17 protein-coding genes and 2 pseudogenes are annotated in these 17,681 nt (G+C 32.5%); 13 read left to right on the forward strand and 6 right to left on the reverse strand.

Features of this window, described 5'->3' with window-relative positions; all coding sequences use genetic code 11:
* The first annotated feature begins 280 nt into the window (after window positions 1-280).
* The 13 genes and pseudogenes from ACIQZG_RS21790 to ACIQZG_RS21850 all read left to right on the forward strand — a co-directional run bounded on the left by ACIQZG_RS21790 (window position 281) and on the right by ACIQZG_RS21850 (window position 10,493).
* Window positions 281-436 carry a hypothetical protein gene (locus ACIQZG_RS21790; RefSeq protein WP_402757819.1) on the forward strand — a complete coding sequence of 52 codons (156 nt, stop codon included), beginning with the start codon at window positions 281-283 and terminating at the stop codon, window positions 434-436.
* Window positions 437-1,413: 977 nt separating this feature from the next.
* A pseudogene (locus tag ACIQZG_RS21795) lies at window positions 1,414-1,863 on the forward strand (GNAT family N-acetyltransferase); the annotation flags it as partial.
* Window positions 1,864-1,946: 83 nt separating this feature from the next.
* The gene (locus ACIQZG_RS21800) at window positions 1,947-2,324 is read left to right on the forward strand and encodes a VOC family protein (protein WP_402757821.1); all 378 of its coding nucleotides are present in this window, start codon (window positions 1,947-1,949) and stop codon (window positions 2,322-2,324) included.
* A 79-nt stretch (window positions 2,325-2,403) separates the two neighbouring features.
* Window positions 2,404-2,775: a helix-turn-helix transcriptional regulator gene (locus ACIQZG_RS21805; protein WP_402757823.1), complete on the forward strand. Its 372-nt coding sequence runs from the start codon at window positions 2,404-2,406 to the stop codon at window positions 2,773-2,775.
* Window positions 2,776-2,817: 42 nt separating this feature from the next.
* Window positions 2,818-3,306 carry an AraC family transcriptional regulator gene (locus ACIQZG_RS21810; RefSeq protein ID WP_402757824.1) on the forward strand — a complete coding sequence of 163 codons (489 nt, stop codon included), beginning with the start codon at window positions 2,818-2,820 and terminating at the stop codon, window positions 3,304-3,306.
* A 654-nt stretch (window positions 3,307-3,960) separates the two neighbouring features.
* The gene (locus ACIQZG_RS21815) at window positions 3,961-4,359 is read left to right on the forward strand and encodes a cytidine deaminase family protein (RefSeq protein ID WP_402757826.1); all 399 of its coding nucleotides are present in this window, start codon (window positions 3,961-3,963) and stop codon (window positions 4,357-4,359) included.
* Between the two features lie 426 nt (window positions 4,360-4,785).
* Window positions 4,786-5,364 (forward strand): pyridoxine/pyridoxamine 5'-phosphate oxidase, encoded by a 579-nt coding sequence (locus tag ACIQZG_RS21820; RefSeq protein ID WP_402757828.1) that lies wholly within the window; start codon window positions 4,786-4,788, stop codon window positions 5,362-5,364.
* Between the two features lie 214 nt (window positions 5,365-5,578).
* The gene (locus tag ACIQZG_RS21825) at window positions 5,579-5,965 is read left to right on the forward strand and encodes an Rrf2 family transcriptional regulator (RefSeq protein WP_402757830.1); all 387 of its coding nucleotides are present in this window, start codon (window positions 5,579-5,581) and stop codon (window positions 5,963-5,965) included.
* Window positions 5,966-6,211: 246 nt separating this feature from the next.
* On the forward strand, window positions 6,212-7,108 hold the full coding sequence (locus tag ACIQZG_RS21830) for an NAD(P)/FAD-dependent oxidoreductase (RefSeq protein ID WP_402757831.1): 897 nt from the start codon (window positions 6,212-6,214) through the stop codon (window positions 7,106-7,108).
* Between the two features lie 132 nt (window positions 7,109-7,240).
* Window positions 7,241-7,555 (forward strand): thioredoxin family protein, encoded by a 315-nt coding sequence (locus ACIQZG_RS21835; protein WP_402757834.1) that lies wholly within the window; start codon window positions 7,241-7,243, stop codon window positions 7,553-7,555.
* 27 nt (window positions 7,556-7,582) lie between these two features.
* Window positions 7,583-8,479 carry an NAD(P)/FAD-dependent oxidoreductase gene (locus ACIQZG_RS21840; protein ID WP_402757836.1) on the forward strand — a complete coding sequence of 299 codons (897 nt, stop codon included), beginning with the start codon at window positions 7,583-7,585 and terminating at the stop codon, window positions 8,477-8,479.
* A 564-nt stretch (window positions 8,480-9,043) separates the two neighbouring features.
* Window positions 9,044-9,348, forward strand: a pseudogene (locus ACIQZG_RS21845) (Rrf2 family transcriptional regulator).
* A 200-nt stretch (window positions 9,349-9,548) separates the two neighbouring features.
* Window positions 9,549-10,493, forward strand: coding sequence for a DMT family transporter (locus ACIQZG_RS21850; RefSeq protein WP_402757838.1), 945 nt, complete (start codon window positions 9,549-9,551; stop codon window positions 10,491-10,493).
* A gap of 934 nt (window positions 10,494-11,427) precedes the next feature.
* Here the strand turns inward: ACIQZG_RS21850 and speD are convergent.
* The 6 genes from speD to ACIQZG_RS21880 all read right to left on the reverse strand — a co-directional run bounded on the left by speD (window position 11,428) and on the right by ACIQZG_RS21880 (window position 17,459).
* Window positions 11,428-12,933: an adenosylmethionine decarboxylase gene (speD, locus tag ACIQZG_RS21855; protein ID WP_402757839.1), complete on the reverse strand. Its 1,506-nt coding sequence runs from the start codon at window positions 12,931-12,933 to the stop codon at window positions 11,428-11,430.
* Between the two features lie 535 nt (window positions 12,934-13,468).
* Window positions 13,469-13,885 (reverse strand): epimerase, encoded by a 417-nt coding sequence (locus tag ACIQZG_RS21860; protein ID WP_402757841.1) that lies wholly within the window; start codon window positions 13,883-13,885, stop codon window positions 13,469-13,471.
* Window positions 13,886-14,104: 219 nt separating this feature from the next.
* Window positions 14,105-15,001, reverse strand: coding sequence for a sensor histidine kinase (locus ACIQZG_RS21865; RefSeq protein ID WP_402757842.1), 897 nt, complete (start codon window positions 14,999-15,001; stop codon window positions 14,105-14,107).
* Between the two features lie 26 nt (window positions 15,002-15,027).
* Complete coding sequence (locus tag ACIQZG_RS21870) at window positions 15,028-15,771, reverse strand: ABC transporter permease (RefSeq protein WP_402757844.1); 744 nt, start codon at window positions 15,769-15,771, stop codon at window positions 15,028-15,030.
* A complete protein-coding gene (locus ACIQZG_RS21875; protein WP_402757846.1) occupies window positions 15,764-16,687 on the reverse strand; it encodes an ATP-binding cassette domain-containing protein in 924 nt (307 codons plus the stop codon). Before ACIQZG_RS21875 ends, ACIQZG_RS21870 begins: the two co-directional genes overlap by 8 nt.
* Before the next feature lie 79 nt (window positions 16,688-16,766).
* Window positions 16,767-17,459: a response regulator transcription factor gene (locus tag ACIQZG_RS21880; RefSeq protein WP_402757848.1), complete on the reverse strand. Its 693-nt coding sequence runs from the start codon at window positions 17,457-17,459 to the stop codon at window positions 16,767-16,769.
* Window positions 17,460-17,681 lie beyond the last annotated feature (222 nt).

Consider the following 17,681-nt stretch of genomic DNA (forward strand, 5'->3'; position numbering starts at 1 on the left):
TGGTGGGTCAATTTAGGCGTTGACACTCATGCATCATACAAGAGGGCTTTCTCTATTTCAAGCCCCTGAAAATCCTTCTAACAGGAATGCTCCTTCTTAACAAAAACTAAATTTTTTGATTTGATACATATATTTGTAAGTTTAAAAATTAAAGACACAAAAAACAATTGTCTATTGACAGTTCATTTCAATGCGAATTACTATAGATGCAACATATGAAATGGTATAAATGTAATGGTTATTATGTTATGACATTAAATGTTTTTAGGGGTGGTTTAATATGAAGAATATAGACTATTTAAATAAAGATGATAGAAAAATAAATGGTATGTTTTACATTGAAAATTATAACTTTACTCTTGAAAAATTTATTAGCGTAATTTTTAACCCAAATCATAATTTAGTATTACCAGTGTTTGATTATATTAGAGATTAGTCTAACAATTATGAAAATAGTAATGTAAAATTAGTCATTATCTAAATTTTTGTAGATTATTTGAAAAGAGTATTGAATCTAAACTTACTGATGAAGACTTAAATGCCTTTATAGGCTATTTGAGTAATATACCGAAAAGATTACTGCAAAGAATTAAAGAACATCCTTCGAAGATATCTACCTTACCTATACATCCATATATTTCAAACGATGAAAAGACAATTAGAAAAATTTATAAAGAGTGGTATACGGAATTACTTCCTGAATCAAATAAAAATTTCTCAGTATTTTATAATTCTCAAAATATTAAATTTGATGAGGATAAATTACTATGGACATTTAATTTTGAATATATAAAAAAACAGTTAATGAGGTGTTGGAATATTTATTTTGGCTAAGTACTTCACCTTCCTGGAATCGTAGATATCAAGAAATTGATCATAAAGTGACTAAAAGACACGGTAATGGGGATGGTGAGTGGTTTATCTTTATTACGTATAGGAGTATAGATGATTTAGCTTTTTTATCACTATTATTGGGTATCGCTTTCTCTATCCCTTTATTTTCGATTTGGGGAATTATAAAGGTTTATCAAAAAAGGAGCTAAGTATTTAAATCTTTAAAGCCCTTAGAGAACTGAGGCTTTTACTGTAACAAGCATTTATAAAGTATACAAAATAAACCTCTAATAAACGTTCCCAAATGAAAGATAGGTAACAATACACCCATTCTAGTGAGTGGGGATGTTTGCTTTTGGCTGCTTATGAATAGTATGTCACGAAACGGCGCTTTGGGAAGTTTTTTAGTCTACATATAGCTTTAAAGGGTTTAATTTTAGAAAATTATGATAAAATAAGAGCGACTTTATTTAGAAAGGATTGATTAATATGAAGCAGGTAACAAAGGTGAGTGAAAAGTAGACATATTTTCTCTTTTCAATCTCTATGAAACTAAAACAATTGAAAAGAGGATAAATGATGTATTCAGACAAAGAATTGACGATTCGACCAATAATAGAAGAAGATTCATTTCGTTTATGGGAGCTCATTTATAAAGATGAAAAACCAGAATGGAAAAAATGGGATGCCCCGTATTTTCCCCATCACTCCAAATCATATGAAGATTTTCTGTTATCAAAAGATGAATGGATTGGTGACGAAAGCTAATGGGTGATTGAAGTGAGTGGAATTGTCCGAGGTATTGTCTCTTATTATTGGGAGCATGAGCCGCCTAAATGGCTTGAAATGGGAATAATATTACATGAAGCAGGCTCATGGGGAAAAGGCATTGGTACACGTGCATTAAAATTATGGATAATCCATCTATTTTCAACTTTTCCTTTAGTTCGTGTAGGCTTTACAACTTGGACTGGGAACGAAAGAGTGATTCGTGTTGGTGAAAAACTAGGTATGCAAATCGAAGCACGTAGAGGTTTGTAATTAAATTAAGAGTGGGATTGCTTAATAGAAAATCACATTATTTGCTTTAAAGAATAAAAAGGGGTGATTCAATGAAAATCTCTAAATTAGATCATTTGGTTTTGACTGTAAAAAACATTGATAAAACTTGTGAGTTTTATAACCAAGTTTTGGGAATGGAAGTTATTACATTTGGGGAAAGCAGAAAGGCACTACACTTTGGAGAGCAGAAAATAAACCTACATGAAGTAGGCAAAGAATTCGAACCAAAAGCAAAAACACCTATGTCTGGTACTGCTGATTTATGTTTTATCACAGATGTTCCAATGGTAGATGTGATAGACCACTTAGGTAGTTACGGGGTACAAATTGAAGAAGGTCCAGTAAAAAGAACAGGAGCATTAGGTTCGATAACCTCTATTTATACTAGGGATCCGGATGGTAATCTGATAGAAATTTCTAACTATTAAAATTTCAATCTATTTAAGATTGTCATACTTGAATAAATAAGATTATTACTTTCCTAGGTTAATCAGCACATGTGTTATGATGAATAAAAAACTTGATTGGCGTGAAGACATGGATGAATACATTCGATTGGTAAACAAATCTGAAGATTATATTGAAAGCCATCTGAGTGAAAAAATCTTACTAGATGACTTAGCAAATAATGCAGCTATGTCCAAATATCATTTCCATCGTATATTTAGCAAATACAGTGACGAGACGGTGAAACAGTTTGTTACCAGAATAAAAGTGGAGCGATCGGGGATGTACCTCACTGTCCGCAATGATTTAAGCATCACAGATATTGCTCTCCAATATGGTTACAATGATGCGAGTACCTTCAACAAATCTTTTAAGAAGTATTTTGGAATGTCTCCATTAGAATACAGGAAAGCAAGAAACGACAAGAAATAACAGATAGTCTCCCCTATACTTAAGTTAAGGGAGATGATATTAATGGAAAAACCAACGATCACAGTAGAAAATATAGAAACGAAAGTAATCTATGTGCGCTTCAAAGGAAATTATGTCGAGTATAGAAAAAATAGTCGTAAGATGTTCAATGAACTATTCAAATTCGCAAAAAAATATGATTTAATCAAAGAGAATGTCACAAAGGTAATGACTATATACCATGACAACCCTTTCGTAACTGATTCAAAAAATTTACGAACTAGCGTAGCAATGACGGTTCCATTAGATGCTGTAATTGAAGAAGAAGGACAAATCGGTACGATGATTTTTGGTGGAAAATACGCAGTATTACATTATGATCTAACGTTGGGTGAGTATGGAGAAGCTTGGGAATATGCTTATTCCGAGTTGTTACTGACTAACGGCGAATACACACTAAGAGATTCATTCCCATTTGAGTTATACGTTACTGAGCCACCAAAAAACTACAAAGCTAAGAGCAAGACAGATATTTATGTTCCCATTGAGTAAAAATACAATATATGAATACATCCACTTAAACTAAAGGGGACTTTAGCTTTAATAAGGAAAGGACTTGCGTTTATGATTAAATTTCATATATGCTAGTCCTTTTGTTTTACTTCGCTTTAGCCACTCCTGTAAATTCACACATGGGCTTTGTAGCAACAATTAGACAACCTTTGTAAATGATTCCTCTGCTATTCATTCCATACTCATTTACATGAGAATAGTATCATCTGGCATTTTCTTTACAATGAAAAGGAGTGGTATTATATGGTGATGAGTATAAAATAAATCTGATTCTTTAAAATCTAATTTTTGTAATGTTTTCTGCATGCAGTTAATGTAAAAAGATGGCTTTGTACCATAGGACGTTGATAATCAAGAATTGATTTAAATATTATAATCTTTCTTGCTTTACCATTTTTGTGCTATAACATAGAGGATTGGAGTACACCAAGAAATCTTACTTATTAAGATGTCAATAGCTATCATCTCCTCACGAGTTATTAAGAGATAATGCAGGTTGTACTTCTCCAATAGTACATTTATAAGTACAGCGAAGTTCTATTTTGTTTTTTTTAGTAAACTCTTCTCGAGAATCCAATTTTAATTATTTTTACCCAATCGATTTCATATTTCTAGAAAAGGAGGTTCACACTTATGAATCATAAAGAATTAAAAAAGATTGCAGCTGCAGTTACTTCACCTACAGAATTAAATGATTTTGTTCAGTACGGAAGTGTTGGTGCAGCCATTGAAACGGTAGATAGTAATATTTATACAGGGGTTAGTATAGATACAGCTTGTTCCATGGGCTTTTGTGCGGAGCATGCAGCTGTTGCAGACATGTTGAAAAATGGAGAATATCAAATAAAGGCTTTTGTAGCAGTTGACTCGGAAGGGAATGCTGTTCCACCATGCGGACGGTGCCGCGAGTTAATCAGTCAGCTTTCAAAAGAAAACCTAGAGGCTGTTTTAGAAGTTGAAAATGACACGTTTGTTTTATTAAAAGAGATTTTGCCGTATGATTGGAAAACCAATCGAGGAAGGGATTGGTAATTGGTTACTAAGTATATTAATACAGAAAAAGGAAAGGTATAAATTTCCGATAGATACGGACTTGGAGAGGGTTGAAAAAGAACTTTTGAAACCTTTTGTAATAATTTTATAAAGAAGAAGAACATATTGAGTTAGACAGTATTCAAGTAGGGATGTAGTCAATGCCAAAAGATGTTACCCCATTGTCGATATTCATGATTAGGTAAAAGAGCGTTATTTAGCAGTTATGCATTCTGAAATCAAGTTATCTACTGTTATTAGTCGATTGGTTGCGAAAGAGATTGTGGATAATGTGCAGTTGGAAGACTTGGGAAGCTGTAGAATATTTAGATTTTATAATAATAAAGTTGAGATGCTACAAGTTATAGATTATAGAATAAAAATGTCTTTATTAAAACTTTTTTAAAATCATTAGAGGTGAAAAAGATGAGTAATCCAATTATAAAGTTTAAATCATGTTGGGTTAAAGCAAAAAGCAATTCGACATTAAAGCATCCCAGTGCAGTTTGTGTTACTACGATTGACGAGGACGGCTTTCCATCTGGACGCTTTGTAGATTTAAAAGCTGTTGATGACAGTGGATTTATTTTTTGTACCAATCTTGATTCTCAAAAAGGAAGGGATATCCAGCGGAATCCAAAGGTAGGGTTAACTTTTTGGTGGGAAGCAATCGGTTATCAAGTGAGGGTTAATGGATTTGCAACACAAGCTCCATCCACTATTTCAGAGAAATACTGGGAAATGAGGTCAAGAGATGCACAAATAACCACATTAAGTTGTAAACAGAGTCAGCCTCTTTTATCAAAAAAAGATTTAAATAAACAGTTTAAGGAAGCTAAAAGAAACATAGGAGAAATGCAAATACCAAAACCCGAAAACTGGGGAGGTTTTATCGTTAAACCTAAGTCTATTGAATTTCTATCTTTTAAAGAAAGTCGTCTGCATATTAGAGAATTATATTCGGCTATTGGAGATGAATGGGAGAAATGTCTATTGCAGCCTTAGATTTATAATCTGAAACAGAGCCTGGTCCCTCTTTAATCCACTTTTCAGTTTGTTACACTCTTGCTCGTTTAGACATAAAATACCCTATTGGATTATCATATCAAACAGGGGAAAACAGTAATCTTTTTTCAACATGAAGGCATAAATTTTGAAACAAATTAAATTCAGTGCTATTATGGATATGTAAAGTCTTTTATTGGAGTGAATGATAGAAATGAAATATTCTAAGGCTACTAATTATGCACTACACACAATGCTTTTTCTTGCAAAGGAAGCTCCAAATAAACCAATGGGTGTCCAACAATTAGCTGAGATGCAAAATGTTTCTCCCACCTATTTATCTAAAATATTAACCAAGTTAGTAAAAGAGGGAATGATTAATTCTGTATCTGGTGCTAATGGTGGTTATACACTTCGTCACAATTGGGAAGGTATTTCATTTTTAGATATTATACATGCAATTGAAGGCAAATCTTCGTTGTTTGATTGTTGTTTATATAACGATCCTAATTGTGTAATAAAAGAAGTGATGCTTTCTGCAGAGGAAACACTGGAGAATGAGTTAAGAAACAGAAAAATATCAGATCTTGTGAAAAAATAGTCGTGGATTTATAATCCGCCATTATTTTTAAAATAATTAGGGATATAAAGAGTCTTTTAAGTCTGATTTAAAATCCTGACAACCCTATCTATTTATTACTTCAAACAACTTTCGAGTGGTCATAACTTAGAATCATTCTGTTTTTAAACTTTAATTTAAGCTAGAATGCATGTTGTAATGCTGAAATTGGCACTTTTTTACGAAGCAACATGTATTTTAAACAACTTATGGAGGAGTTTTACACATATGCAATTATTTGATTGTGCAATTATAGGTGCAGGTGGCGCTGGTTTAAATGCAAGCTTGATTTTAGGGAGGTCCCGTAAAAAAGTAGCCTTATTTGATAATGGAACAAATCGGAATCGTGTGACGCAGGAATCACATGGTTTTCTAACACGTGATGGGATTAAACCAGCAGAGTTTAAAGAAATAGCTATAAATGATGTGAAAAAATACCCATCAGTTCATTTTTATCAAAACACGGTTATGAGTATAATAAAACAATCAAACGGATTGTTTAAAATTAAGACGTTGGAAGAGGGAGAGGTTTTTGCAGAGAGAATTATATTAGCAACAGGTGTACAAGAAGAATTCCCATCGGTCTCGGACATTAAAAAGTATTATGGAAAAAGTATATTTAGCTGCCCAACTTGTGATGGATGGGAATTAAGAGATCAACCCCTAATTATTATTTCAGAAAATGAAGAACATACTCTTTTTAAAGGGAAGCTTATTTATAACTGGTCAAAGGATTTAGTAATAGCGACAAATGGTCATGAAGTTTCTGCTCCGACATTGAATGAACTACAAAGAAAAGATATAACTGTTATTACTGAACCTATTCAAACCTTAAATGGTGAGGACGGTTATTTAAACAAAGTAGTGTTTAATTCAGGACTTGAAATCGAAAGAGTTGGAGGATTTATTGTACCTAATTTTATGCGGCCAAATCAATTTGCAGAGCAGCTGGGTTGTCAATTAAATAAAAATGGTAGCATTGTGACAGATGAGGCAGGGCGAACGTCGCAGGAAAATATTTATGCATCGGGGGAGACAGCAAAATTAGGTCAATCTTCGTTAATAGTTGCTGCTTTAGAAGGATACAAAGCCGCGATGGCAGTTGTTTTCGATAGTACAATTTAAAAAATTTTAACCAAATAATAGATATTAAAGGTCTTTAATGTGTATTGGGAGGGGTGATAGTAGGTTTAAGTAAATAATAATAAAAGCATATTATTTCTTTAAGATTTTTATTTCAATGAAGGAGGAAAATTTATGACAATAGCTCATGTAACAACAAAGCAAGAATTAGGAGAACACTTAAAAACTGAAAAAATTGTGCTAATAAATTTTTGGGCAGAGTGGTGTAGCCCATGTAAAATGTTCGGGATGGTTCTTAATCAACTTAATGAAGAAGACAGTGATAAGGTGAAAATTTTAAGGGTGAACGTTGATAAAAGCCCAGAGCTTGCGGCGGAGTACCAGGTGCTTGGGATTCCTCATTCCCGTTTGATTATTCAAAATAAATTACATGAACCAATTGTTGGATATATTCCTTTTGAAAATCTAAAGCAAATTATTGGAGTTTGATTCGTTATAAAAACTGGAGGAAAAAAGATGGAAATTTTCGAATGTGCAATTATTGGTGGAGGACCGGCAGGGTTAAATGCTGCATTATTGCTAGGTAGAGCGAATCGATTAGTAGCATTGTTTGATACAAAGAATGATCACCTTGCATTTGAACTTCAAGAGAGTATTTCAAGAAATGGAAATGCCGCTTTAGAATTTATACAAGCAGCAAAAGAAAAATTAAATCAATATCCTACTATTCATTCTATCGTCAGTCAAAGCGTTAGGGCTATTAAACAATCAGACAATATGCTTTTTAAAATATATACAGAAGATGGCGAGAACTTTCTTGCTGAGAAAATCCTTTTGACAGATGGTACAAAGATACAGAGCGATATTCCTAATATTACGCAGTATTACAATAAAAGCATTTTTACTTCACCATATGGTTATGGTTGGGAATTAAAGAGTAAAAAAATAATTTATATAAATGAAACAGGTGATGTTGCACGAACTGCTAAAATAATTTTTAACTTATCAAGTGATTTAGTCGTGGCAACAAACGGTCATGAAATAAAAGAAGCTGAAAAAAGGGATCTGGAAAGTAAAGGAATAAATGTAATTACCGATAAGATTGAAGAAATGAAAGGACATAATGGGGTATTGAGTAGTGTTGCCTTTCAAAATGGGTTAGAAATTGAGCGGGAAGCCGGCTTTATTACACCATCCACTTATACAACAAATATTATTAGTCAAGGATTTTCTTGTGATTTAGATGAATATGGGTTAATCTCTGTTGATCATTTCGGAAGAACATCTGAAAAAAATGTATATGCAGCCGGTGATGCTGCTCAGCCTGCACCAACAGAAATTGTTCTTTCAGAAGCAACGGGAATTCAAGTAGCAATGACAATTAATTCAGATATTTCAAGTGAAAAATTTTAAAAAATTTAGACCTTTTTACTCAAAGGGAGGCTTTTACTCGGGATGGTTCGATGTGATAAAGATATCTGAGCACAAACAGTCATGATCAAATTGTAGGGCTTGCCCCCATCTTTATCGCTCATAGAATTATGAGAAAAAATTATCATCATTAGCATCTCCCATATTAAAAGGTGGTAAGATGAATCTTTGTAGTTCCTATTCAGTGGCTCTAACATCATTGCAATGAACAATTGAGTGAAAGATTTAATGAATTAGTGTTAACTGTAGGGGATTTTATAAGTTTTATAACAAGAGGGTATTGGAATGAAAAATAAATTCCATACTCTTTTGTCAATTTGAGGAGAATTCGGATGAGGTGCAAATGGGGATATTGGAGGAAGCTCATGGAAAGTTCTTTAGAAAAGAATTGAATGCACGTTGGACAGGGATAATCGGAAGATATACTCTGTGTTTTGAAGTAATCATGTAAAAGGTGAACAATCGGTCAAGATAACAATCGGACGCGTTTTAACAATTAGGAAATGTTAAGGTGGCAATCTCGCCACTGGAGGTAATTCAAACATTATGAAATTTTCAAAAGCTACAAATTATGCTCTTTACTCCACGCTTTTTCTTGCAATGGACATATCAAACAAGATTTTGGTGTACAGGAGCTAGCAGAAAAACAAAATGTTTCTTTAACGTACCTCTCTAAAATATATGTTAAATTGGCTAAAGGAGGAATAATTATTTCTTCTTCAGGTGTCAATGGAGGTTATTCCATTAACAGAAAATTGGAAGGAAATTCGTTTTTAGACATCATACATGCTATTGAGGGTAAATCATCTTTATTTGATTGCTGTTTAGATTCTCTTTCAGCAGAGAAGTAAATGGAGGAAGAGTTAAAGTATCAGAAAATATCAGATCTTGTTTAAAAAAATCTGTGGAAATAATCCACATTTATTTTTTTTGTTAATTAGGGATATTAATAGTCTCTAAAATATTTTAATGTGGTTTCAAATCTAAAAAAATATATCATATTAATTGGGCTAAATTTTTTCTCAATTTTAAAAATAAAAGAGGTGAATTTATGAAAATCATCATACTTTACTTAATTATGGGGATAATTATAGGCATGCTTTTCCCTATTCAGGCATCTATAAGTGCTCGTTTAGGTTCTTATTCAAAAACACCTTTAACAGCTTCGTTCGTTGCATTTTCTTTTGGAACAGTGATACTACTTATTATTAATTTAATAGTAGATCCTGCAGGAATCAGTGTTGGGATTGATTTTTCATATCCATTGTATGTTTTTATCGGTGGAGCAATAGCTGGTATTGGTTTTCATGTGGCAAATGTCATTCTTTTTTTAAAACTAGGTGCTTCAGTTACAACAATAATAACTGTAACTGGGCAAATGATTGTAGGAATTTTAATCGATCACTTCGAGTGGTTTGGTGTACCAGCTAATCCTATTAGTACTACTAGAATAATTGGGACTATCATTATGATTTTAGCTATTTCATTGGTTCAATCTAAAAAGGAAAGAGATTTAACTGCGTCGTCAGAAGTGAAAAAGGACAGTAAAATAACTTGGATAATTCTGGGGGTTTTAGCTGGTTTTTTACCACCATTGCAAACTGCTATTAATGGAAAACTTCGCGTTGCAACGGGCTCTCTTTTAGGAGCTACTTTTATTTCTTTTTTTGTTGGCGCGATTATCTTGCTAATTTTGATTTTGATTACTAAACGTCGCTTAGAGATTCCTTTGTATGACACTCAAAACAAACGTATTCCTGTTTGGGTATATATGGCGGGGATATTTGGCATATTTATTGTAACAGGTAACATTGTCTTATTACCTGAACTTGGATCGGTTCTAACTACTATGGTTTTTCTATTGGGACAAATGATTATGGCTGTATTAATCGATCAGTTTGGAATATTTAATTTACAAAAAAGGAAGATTGATAGTAGAAGAATTGCCGCCCTAGTATTTACTATTATTGGGATAATATTTGTTAAGTTCTTGTGATTTTTTATGTGATTGGGCGCAAATTCAATAGTTCAAAACTCTTGGATTGTGGTCATTACATGTCCAGAGTACGTATTTGGCCCTTGCTCTTAGTGGGATGGGCTGGATTCCGAGGTGACAGCACTTGTTAATCATATGAAAAATACTATAGAAACCTATCTTAGCCAGACCTAGGAAAAGGGATAACAAAACAATGGGAATTTTGTACGCGTTTTCCAGAACTATATATCATAAAGAATTATTACAAAATCCTCAAAATGAAATATGGGTTACTTTAATGATCGGATGAAACTGCCTTACACTTTACTCAAATTTTATTCCACTGATGAGCGCGTTTGTTGAAGATCAACAGTAGAAACTATTTTATAAAAGCTGAACATACTTCACAAAAAAGAATCCATTTTGATCAATCTTTTTTCAAAATGGATTCTTTTATTTACCGTAAAATGCGGTCTTGGGAGATGCTTTTATTCAAACTTTAATCCAAATCCACATTTGGAAGATAATTAGTTGTTTGTCTATTGAAAAGAATAATTTTTTTATCGAAGGATAGGTTTTTGGAATACCTAAAATGTAGCTATAAAATGGAATATTGGAGATTTACAGGGAGATAGAATTTTAACGTGATAATGAAAAGTCTGAGTAAAAAGGACATTAAAAAGGGTCATTCCTTATGACAGGAGTGACCAAATATAAGGATATGTTTATTTTTTGAGGTGAGGTAAAAAGGTTGTAAGTGCCATTTATTAATGATAACACTACTATAGAAGAGCACCGCCATAAACGCTCGGAGTTATGTGAAGGTTTAGTCAAAGAGCAACGTTAACATCTTGGCTTTTCCAGAGTTACCTTCGTTTTACTCAAGCAAAATGCAAAAGAAAAAGCTTGTTTTTCTTTTGCATTTGCATTTTAAGGGCTTATATTACCCATTTTTCTATTTACCTCGATATACGTAATGCTGTGTGGCATTTCCCGCATTAAATTGTTCAGTAATATATTGTACTGCCTCTTGTAGAGCTAGTTTACTGTTACAAGTGAAAACATCTATTGCCGCATAACCGTTCTCTGGCCAAGTATGAATCGTCAAATGTGATTCTTGAATAATGACTACACCGCTAACCCCGTAAGGTGAAAAATGATGGAAATGTTCTGTTACAATCGTTGCCTTTGCTTTGTAGGCAGCTTGACACATTATTGATTTAATTTTCTGTACGTCATTAAGTAATGCAACATCGCAATCATGCAACTCTAATAAAATATGATGGCCCAATGCATGCTGGTACTGCGTTTTTTGAACTGTTCTCTTTATTTGTGAAAACTTTTTATTTTTGCAACTCGGACAACCACTGGATTGAAGTTGAGTAATTGTAGTGTATTGATTGCCAGCGCCGACTGTATGCGAGTGCTTACACTGATTACACTGATAAATGACAGATTTTCGCTCAACTTCTCCTGTATAGATTAGCCGCGTAAAATTCCGCTGATCAGGAATGTAGGGAATCATTTGTTCTGTTGTTTGTAATACGAATAATTGGCTTGTAGCACCTAAAATCTGCGCACCTTCATAGGTGTTTATGTCGTATTTAATACTGTCTATGACAAAGCCCATGGCATGTAGGCTTTGCTGTAACTCCCACTGCTTTAGATAGCTACGTTTAGCGTAGGAAAAAAACACATGCCGCATTGCTTCTGGCTTTAATGAGTTAATCGCACGTGATAAAAAAAGTTGTGCGCCAATTAGGGTATACGGTGTATCTGTATATACGCAATCAAACTGTTGGGCGTATGTTTTAGGCAAAGGCTCCTGAACGTCATAATAATCTGTTTTAATCGGAAGCTCATAGTCCTTAGCTATTTTGCTAATCGTATCTAAAACTCGTCTATCAATATCTAATACGACAATTTTAGTTGCAGAATGTGGAGCGATCTTCTTTAGTAAAAATGCTAATGAAATACTGATGAAATCATCATCGCCTAAACATAAAATACGCTTATTGAGTAGCATTGTATAGTCAAGTGCGAGCAATGCACGTTTTAAGGCTGTCTCAACTGTACATTTTGCTTGATCAATTGTCACATCAGCAGTAGGTCTAGCATCATAAATAGTATTTAACTCGCTTATATTTTGTGTAATCCATTCTGTACGAAATGCATCATCTGTCGTTAATTGAAGGTAGAGTTTATTATCAGCACCTGACAGTTGGAAATATTGCGAGATAGCGAGCTGGCCCTTTTTCGTTAAGCTATGTTTACCCCAACCCTGCTTGGCAAATTCTTTCTTCATTGCAGAAACGATAGGTATTGGTAAGTCTGTTGTATGAGCTAAAGATTTAGTTGTACAATTTTTATGGAAATATAAAGAAAGTAGAGCTTTTTCTAGTGTGTGATAATGTTCTTCAAGTTGCATATTAGCAGTAATTTGTTGTAATTGTTTTTGCATTGTAGATTCGTCCTTTTAATTTTATTAAGTAAAAAATTAAAATTATCTAAATCAACAAATAGAAAAAGCGCGACTAAAACTAGTCGCGCTAAATGTTTATATAAAGCTAACTAATTCTAATCTTGCTTTTTTTGTACAACAAATAACACCCTATATGGGTGGTTTGTTTGACAAAATTAAGCTATAAAGTTGATTCAGATTAGAATTCTACATTTAACAAAAAGTTCACCCTTTAATAAAATAGTATTTTAACTATATTATAGAAATAATAATTTCGCAAGTTTTTATAAATTATTATTTGACAGGACAATATTGGAAAAGGCGGAAGTGTACAGGCAACAATGGTATTCGTTTTAGTTTTTCGTAAATTAGAACTTTTTGCTCGATAAGATACCAGTAAATTTACGATTATAACAATGTACTCTCAGGAGCAAATAAAATTAAAACAGTTAAATAAGCCTAGATAACAAATATAGTAGCTGAATAATTTTAATGCCCGGGTACTCAATTAATTTTGAGCCTGGGCATTTTGTGTTTATTCTAGTTTCTCTAAAATTTTTAATTGGATAAATAAAATAATTGTAGTAACGGATGCAATAGTTAAAATACCGATAGAAGATAGTTGGACAGATGTTAGATGAAGAGTTTTCATCCAATAATATCCTACAATTATAGAGGTAAATGATGAAAAAATGGAGATAACCAAACCTAAGAATCCTAATTCGTCTAGCTTTTGTTCTGTTAAACCTATAGTGCTTAATATCTTAGTGAAAATACCAGCAATTATAAATAACACAAAAGATAAAATAAACAATGAAATTATTCCTGTATGTGTAATTGCATCGGGCATAAATTTAACTAAAGCTATCATAATAAATGCTGGTAGAAAAATTGGTAATAAAAAACCGACGATAATAAGAAATGAAACTATGATTTTTTTTGTGATGCTCATAAAACCTCCGTAAAAAAATGCTATGTGTTCATATTGAAGAAATTAATCGAATTTTATTGTTTTTTTAAAAAATTACATTTATAGGTAAGTGTGGGGTAAAGTGCATCATGCAAGAATACATGCAGCACTACAAAATAAAGATAAAATTTTGCGATTTTTTTCTCTTTGATTAAAAATTTAAATAATGATTTGAAACACATCGGAGAAACGAAACATCATTCAATTTTTCCATTCACATTTCATCAGCAATTGATCTCCATTTAATTCTGCAGATAAATTTCCATCCATCTTTATCATGAGGCTTTTTGCAATAAACAAGCCTAAACCTGTACTTCTTTTTGTTCTTGTTTGATCAACTTTATAAAAACGATCAAAAAGAATAGGGAGATCTTGTTCTTTTAATTCTTTGGCGAGATTCATTATTTTAAGTTGAACAGATGACGAATTTTTAACAAGTTGAATAGTAACATTGCCACTCGAATGTTTAATCGCATTGGAAATTAAATTTTCAATTACGCGTTTAACAGCCGATGAATCGCCTGTAATATAAATTTCATCCTCTGGAATAAGGATTGATGGTTCTATCTGTGCTTTATTGAAATCATCATAAAAACCAATTAAAACTTCAACTAGCAATTTATTTAATTTGATGTTTTCCAACTTTAATGGATAATCAGCTGATTCAATAGTCGATAGTTCAAAAAACTCATCTAATAAAACCTTTAATCGCAGTGCTCCATTTTTAATGTTTTCTTGGTATTTTATCCTTTTCTCAGGACCAATATCATCGGATTGTAAAAATTGAATATAACCTAAAATAGACGTCATTGGCGTACGAATATCATGCGAAATATTTGCAATTGCCTGCTTCATTTCATTTTCAGTTCTTAATTTCTCAAAAATTGCTTCATTCGTTAAATCAATTTGTTCATTTATATTTTTTGCTAAATTCTCAAGATCTTTGTCATAAAAAGTTAGGTCTATTTTCTTTGAGATTACTTTATTGTTTAACTGATTTAATTGTCGAGTAACTCGTTTTAGCTCCAGTTTCAAAAAGTAAAAGCGAATGAGGATAAATAATACAGCTATAACAGATATAATTACTATATAGATCATCATTTCACTCGCCTTTCTTTTTTTATTTATTTAATTTCTTTCTTATGGAATGCAAATACTCCTAGTAATCCAAATATCACATAAGTTACAATCGGGACGATCGCTAATTTAAATACTTCAATGCTTTCCATAGCATTTATATTAATAAAGTCATATGCTAATTTAAATACTGAATTATTGTAAATGTGTTCAAATAAAGTAAACTCACCAGCTAAAGTAAACATTACAGGATCAAATATAAGGAATATTAAGATTAACAACCCAATTGTTTTTCCACTATCCGTAAACACTGTTGCTAATGCCATCATAATTGATGCAAATGCTGCTGCATATAACATGGTAAAAATAATTATTTGAGCAAAGTATTTTAAATCAGGCATATCGTTGAATTGAGCATAAATAGCACCAGTTCCTGTCATCGCAATTGGTAATATTACTGAAAAAATGATTGCTCCAAATGAAAATACCATTAATTTGGAGATGTAAATTCTAATTCTGCTATTGCCAGAAGATACAATACTTTTCATCGTACCCAAAGAATATTCACTAGAGATGAAATAACCAGCTAAAAGACATGGAATTATCTTTAACACGTAATTGTTCCTACCAATGATACTTATAAATAAGTCGTTAACGCTTAATTTCCCAATTCCATAAATACTTGCTATAAGAGGAAAAAGGACAGCAATTATCATCAATGCCAATGTCAACTTTCTAAACGATCTATCCTTTTTTAATTTAAATAGTTCTGATTTTAATAGATTATCCATGCTGAACTCCTCCAATAAGCTTCGTAAAGTAACTTTCTAAATCTTGACCCATTGACTTAAACTGTTCAATGATTAACCCTGCATTAACTAATGCTGTAGAAACTTTGGCTGGTTGATCAAGATATTTATATAGTCTAATCACACCATCTGGCATGACCTCGAAATCATTAGTAGAAAGCACAGTTTCAATTATAGTTGCAGCTTTTTCAGTATTATCTACTTTAATATGGAAATATTGCTGACATTTCTCTTCTAACTGATGAAGTGTCATTTGTTCAATCAATTCTCCCTTATGAATGAAGCCATAATGAGTAGCTAACAAATGAAGTTCACTTAAAATATGACTTGAAATCAGTATAGTAACGCCTTTTTCACTATTGAGCTTTTTTAATAACTCTCTTATTTCTACAACTCCCATAGGGTCTAATCCATTAATGGGCTCATCGAGAATTAAAAATTCTGGATCTCCTAAAAGAGCAATCGCAAGAATAAGTCTTTGTTTCATACCTAAAGAAAAATTCTTTGCCTTCTTTTTCCCCGTATCCTGAAGACCAACAAGTGTTAGTGTTTTTTGAACACATTCTTTACCTGGGACGCCTTTTAAAAGTCTATGTGCTTCTAAATTCTCAGCAGCTGTCATATGTGGATATATTGCAGGTTGCTCAATCGTAGCACCAATACGCTTTCTAGCTTGAATTAACTTCCTTTCATCCGTTTCTCCAAACAGTTCTACCGTACCCGATGTGGGCATTGCTAATCCTGTCACTAAACGAGTTAGCGTGGATTTACCAGCACCATTTTGCCCAATAAAGCCGTAAATAGCACCTTTTTCAATCGATAGATTCACTTTATTTAAAGCAACTTGATGTTTATATTGCTTTGATAATTGATTTGTCTTAAGTACATAATCTTTCATATACTTACCTCCCTTACTTGATATACTTAGTATAGTAAGAAGAACATAAGAGAAGCTTAAGTTAAATCTAAAGAAAACCTTAAGATTTAAGACGGTAGCCCATTCCCCAGATTGTTTCGATATATTCAACACCGGGACTTGCCTTAGAGAGCTTATTCCTTAAATTGCTCATATGAACATTAATGGTGTTATCATCACCATAAAATGGTTCATTCCAAACATTTTCAAACAAGTTCTCTTTCGTGAAAATTTTGTTAGGTGATGACATTAGAAGTACTAAAATATTGTATTCACGCGCTGTAAAAGCGAGTGATTTACCCTCAACAATTACTTTTTTAGCTTCTGTATCAATCACTATGTTTTTGTGCCTTAATTCTTTTTTCGTCGGAAGTTCCTGCATACGTTGATATCTTCTCAAATGGGAGTCAATTCTCGCTGATACTTCATCAATATCAAATGGTTTCGTAATGTAGTCATCCGCGCCCGATCTTAGCGCATCAATTTTAGTTTGCTGCTCCAGTTTTGCAGAAATAATAAGGACTGGAGTGTTACTTTGTTCAACTATTTTTGACAGTATTTCTTCTCCGTTCATACCAGGAAGCATTAAATCTAGTAATACCATATCCCACTTTTGCTTTTCCAAGTAAATCATTGCTTCTGTTCCTGAGAAAGCTGGCTGTGAAGCATATCCACTTTTTTCAACGATACTACATAATAATTGATTTATATCATTGTCATCTTCAACAACTAATATGTTTATTAATTGAGCCATCATTATCAACTCCTTTAACTATGAGGCTTGTTTATGTTACATAAAAAATCATTAATATTCAAATTTATATTAATAAATATGCTTCATTCATTATTCTTAAAGAATATTGATGGAAGAGGGCAAGGAATTTCTGCATTTTGCTAAAAGGGGAGATTTGTTAAGGTAAAGATTACTGGCATAAATCAAACGTTCCTTTACAAAATGTACGTATTTAAATTTGTT

The organism is Lysinibacillus sp. NPDC096418 (genome assembly GCF_044762775.1).
GTDB lineage: Bacteria > Bacillota > Bacilli > Bacillales_A > Planococcaceae > Lysinibacillus.

Coding starts and splice junctions, on each gene's coding strand:
- ACIQZG_RS21790 (WP_402757819.1), top strand. CDS start 281: ATGAAGAATATAGACTATTTAAATAAAGATGATAGAAAAATAAATGGT.
- ACIQZG_RS21800 (WP_402757821.1), top strand. CDS start 1,947: ATGAAAATCTCTAAATTAGATCATTTGGTTTTGACTGTAAAAAACATT.
- ACIQZG_RS21805 (WP_402757823.1), top strand. CDS start 2,404: ATGAATAAAAAACTTGATTGGCGTGAAGACATGGATGAATACATTCGA.
- ACIQZG_RS21810 (WP_402757824.1), top strand. CDS start 2,818: ATGGAAAAACCAACGATCACAGTAGAAAATATAGAAACGAAAGTAATC.
- ACIQZG_RS21815 (WP_402757826.1), top strand. CDS start 3,961: ATGAATCATAAAGAATTAAAAAAGATTGCAGCTGCAGTTACTTCACCT.
- ACIQZG_RS21820 (WP_402757828.1), top strand. CDS start 4,786: ATGAGTAATCCAATTATAAAGTTTAAATCATGTTGGGTTAAAGCAAAA.
- ACIQZG_RS21825 (WP_402757830.1), top strand. CDS start 5,579: ATGAAATATTCTAAGGCTACTAATTATGCACTACACACAATGCTTTTT.
- ACIQZG_RS21830 (WP_402757831.1), top strand. CDS start 6,212: ATGCAATTATTTGATTGTGCAATTATAGGTGCAGGTGGCGCTGGTTTA.
- ACIQZG_RS21835 (WP_402757834.1), top strand. CDS start 7,241: ATGACAATAGCTCATGTAACAACAAAGCAAGAATTAGGAGAACACTTA.
- ACIQZG_RS21840 (WP_402757836.1), top strand. CDS start 7,583: ATGGAAATTTTCGAATGTGCAATTATTGGTGGAGGACCGGCAGGGTTA.
- ACIQZG_RS21850 (WP_402757838.1), top strand. CDS start 9,549: ATGAAAATCATCATACTTTACTTAATTATGGGGATAATTATAGGCATG.
- speD (WP_402757839.1), bottom strand. CDS start 12,933: ATGCAAAAACAATTACAACAAATTACTGCTAATATGCAACTTGAAGAA.
- ACIQZG_RS21860 (WP_402757841.1), bottom strand. CDS start 13,885: ATGAGCATCACAAAAAAAATCATAGTTTCATTTCTTATTATCGTCGGT.
- ACIQZG_RS21865 (WP_402757842.1), bottom strand. CDS start 15,001: ATGATCTATATAGTAATTATATCTGTTATAGCTGTATTATTTATCCTC.
- ACIQZG_RS21870 (WP_402757844.1), bottom strand. CDS start 15,771: ATGGATAATCTATTAAAATCAGAACTATTTAAATTAAAAAAGGATAGA.
- ACIQZG_RS21875 (WP_402757846.1), bottom strand. CDS start 16,687: ATGAAAGATTATGTACTTAAGACAAATCAATTATCAAAGCAATATAAA.
- ACIQZG_RS21880 (WP_402757848.1), bottom strand. CDS start 17,459: ATGGCTCAATTAATAAACATATTAGTTGTTGAAGATGACAATGATATA.